Origin of the sequence: uncultured Campylobacter sp. (assembly GCF_938045405.1) — a bacterium.
Classification (GTDB): Bacteria; Campylobacterota; Campylobacteria; order Campylobacterales; family Campylobacteraceae; genus Campylobacter_B.
The window spans coordinates 1-3,097 of sequence record NZ_CALIMW010000028.1; the positions used below are offsets into that span (position 1 = coordinate 1).

General features: G+C 48.4%; 1 protein-coding gene. It reads left to right on the forward strand.

Translation table 11 applies throughout. The features are described from left to right. A partial coding sequence (locus tag Q0140_RS01060; protein ID WP_366112817.1) for a TonB-dependent siderophore receptor occupies nt 1-2,445 on the forward strand: 2,445 nt, incomplete at its 5' end. Nucleotides 2,446-3,097: the final 652 nt, after the last annotated feature.

The window sequence follows — 3,097 nt, forward strand, 5'->3', positions numbered from 1 at the left end:
TTTATGAAAAAGGGTAAAATTTTACTTTCTTTTGCGCTACTTTGCTCGCCGTTTTGGCTCGCCGCAGCACAAAATGAAAGCTCGCGCCCAAACGCTGCATCGCAGAGCTCCGCGCCGTCTGCTTCATATTTCGCCGCCAATAATGCGGCGCCGAAAAACTCTACGCAAAAGCCAGCGAGTTCTACCGTCGTAAATTCCACGTCGCAAAGTGGTAGCGCAGAAAATTCTACGCCGCAAAGCGCAGACGGCGATGATTTTGGCACCATAAACGTCACGGGCAAGGCCGATCTATTGACAACCGAAGGCACCGGTATGTATACGACCGATAATATGAACACCGCCACCGGTCTTGATCTAAGCATTCGCCAGACGCCCCAAACCGTCTCCGTTGTACCCGATCAGCTCATAAAGGATTTGAGCCTTACAAAGGTCGATGACGCACTAAATTACGTACCCGGCATTACCGCTACCAGCAGATTTGGTATGAGTTTGCCGATATCGCGTGGTTTTAATATCGACAATATCCAAGAGGACGGCATGCAATCCACGACTGCGCTTGCAGCGCAGGGGCTTTACGGGCAGTCTAAGGAGCACACCGATCTTGCATTTTATGACCGCGTCGAGGTTTTGCGCGGCGTAGCGGGTCTTACGCAGAGCAACGGCGAGCCCGGCGGAACTATAAATTTAGTAAGGAAGCGCCCTCAAAAAGAGCTCGGAGCGAATTTATCGCTAAGTGCGGGCAGTTATGATTATTATCGCGGCAGCGTGGACGTGACGGGTGGCTTAAACGAAAGCGGCTCGCTCCGAGGACGGCTCATCGGCGTAAGCGGCAAGGAGGGCTCCTTTAGAGATTTGCAAAATACCGAACGCGGCGCGGCATCGGCGATGGTGGGAGCTGATCTCGGAGATTTTAGCGAAATTTTAGCCGGTGTGATCTATCAAAAGACAAGAAGCGTTTATGATCCTTTTGGCATTCCTGTAGTGGGCAAGGACGGCAACGCGTTAAATTTAAGCAAAAGAACGACCTTTATATCGGATTGGAGCAGGTCGGTTTATGAAAAATATAATACGTTTTTGGAACTAAATCATAAATTTAGCGATAATATCAAGGCTTACGCCAAACTAAACTATACTCACAGCGAGAGCTTGTTGAAATTCGGCGGCTGGCACGGAGTGGGTAGGGATCCTGCGAGTAGATACATAAGCTATGACAGATACGACAACGGCAGTAAAGAACTAAGCTTTCAGGTAGGTAGCGATATCGGCTATGAATTGTTTGGGCAAAGCCATGATTTTTTCATAAACGCTACTGCGTCGAAGGAGAGATTTACGCAGCACGATAGAGACGTTTACGGCGGCGCAGCGGGATTGACGTATGAGAGCTTTAATAAGGGGCTTATAAACAACGAGCCTAATTGGAATGATACGACCGCGCTATGCGCGCTTGGAACCCGCTGCTACAATCTTTACTACACGATTAAAATTTATCAGCAGATGGTTGCAATGGGCACGAGATATAATTTTAACGATGATTGGCATCTGCTCGTAGGTGGCAGATATTCAAGGCTAAAGCGAGAAAGCGCTACGGATAACTATCGCACGGGCCGCCACAGCGAAGACTATATCGTTAAAAAACACAAGATCACGCCTTACGCGGGGCTTACGTGGGATTTTTCGAGAGATCATTCGCTATATGCGAGCTATGCCGAAATTTATAAACCTCAAACCGCTAGGGATAGAAACGAAAAAATTCTAGAGCCGATCGTAGGCTATAACGCCGAAGTGGGCGTGAAGTCGGAATTTTTCGACGGCGCGCTAAATACGACCGTGGCTTTCTTTCAGATCATGCAGGAAAATAGAGCCGTCACCGACTACGATTATTACGACGCTACGGGTCTAAGCAGATCGGTAGCTAGCGGCAAAGTCAGATCCAGAGGCTTTGACATAGAAGCAAACGGTGCAATTACCGACGAGTGGAAAGTATTCGGAGGCTACACCTACAATAAAAGCGAGTATATGAAGGACGAGAGGCGTTTTGCGGCGCTAAGCAACGTCGATTACCGCAAGGGTGCCAATGCCAAGCCTTGGATCCCTAAGCGTATGTTTAAGCTCTACAGCAGCTACGAAATTCCGCTCGTAGCGCAGCAAAAGATCACTTTGGGCGCCGGATTTCGCTATCAGAGCAAGACCGACAACCAATATACCAGGCGCAGTATCTCGACGGGCGCTTATTACCCCGCTAACGACATCCCCGTACAGGGCGGCTACACGATATGGGACGCCAACGCTGCGTATGAATACAATGAGCATTTTAGTTTAAATTTATCGGTAAAAAACATAACCGACAAGCGCTACTTTATCAATCAAAATAACAGAGTAGCGGGACAAAACAACTACTACGGCGAGCCGCGGAATTTTATGCTGACGTTTAATTATAAATATTAAGGCGCCGTTTTGCTCAAAGTCTGCCCGCGCCTTGCTTTGGGCGGGATGCATAAAATTTGCGAGTAAGTCGTATTCGCAAATCTTTATGCTCTCAGATCGCACGGGTTAGTGTCAATGCGAGCGCAGCGGGGCTTGCATGAAGGTATGAGTTGATCGGCGCTCATTAAGCTTGAGCAATCCAGTGCGCCGAAGTCTGCAGACAGGTTTTGCGCGAATAATGCTGCGCAGTTAAATTTTGCATTCGTTCGCACGGATTTTGTACTTGCAAAGCTGCGAGCGGAGCGAGTACGCAAAGGCGCGTGAGCTAAATTTATCGTAATCCGCGCATGGCGAGGCGGGCAAAATTTAAACGAAGCCGCGGAATCAAAATTTAACTCGCGATTTGGTTGATTAACGATTGATTAGCGCGAGCGATTGCAAGCGATGCGGGCGAGGGCGATAAATTTAATCTCGCGAAATTCCAAGCAAATTAAACGCGCAGGCTTGCGAGCATAAATCCGCTCGCGAGCCTGCGGGATCAAATTTAATCCCGCGATCTCGCTGTAACCGGCGCTAAATTTTAAAATTTAAAGAGAAAATTTGAAAACGCTAAAGCAATTTTTTGAAATTCTACGTCCGCACTGGTTCGGCAAGGGCGCGGCGAAGCTGTGGG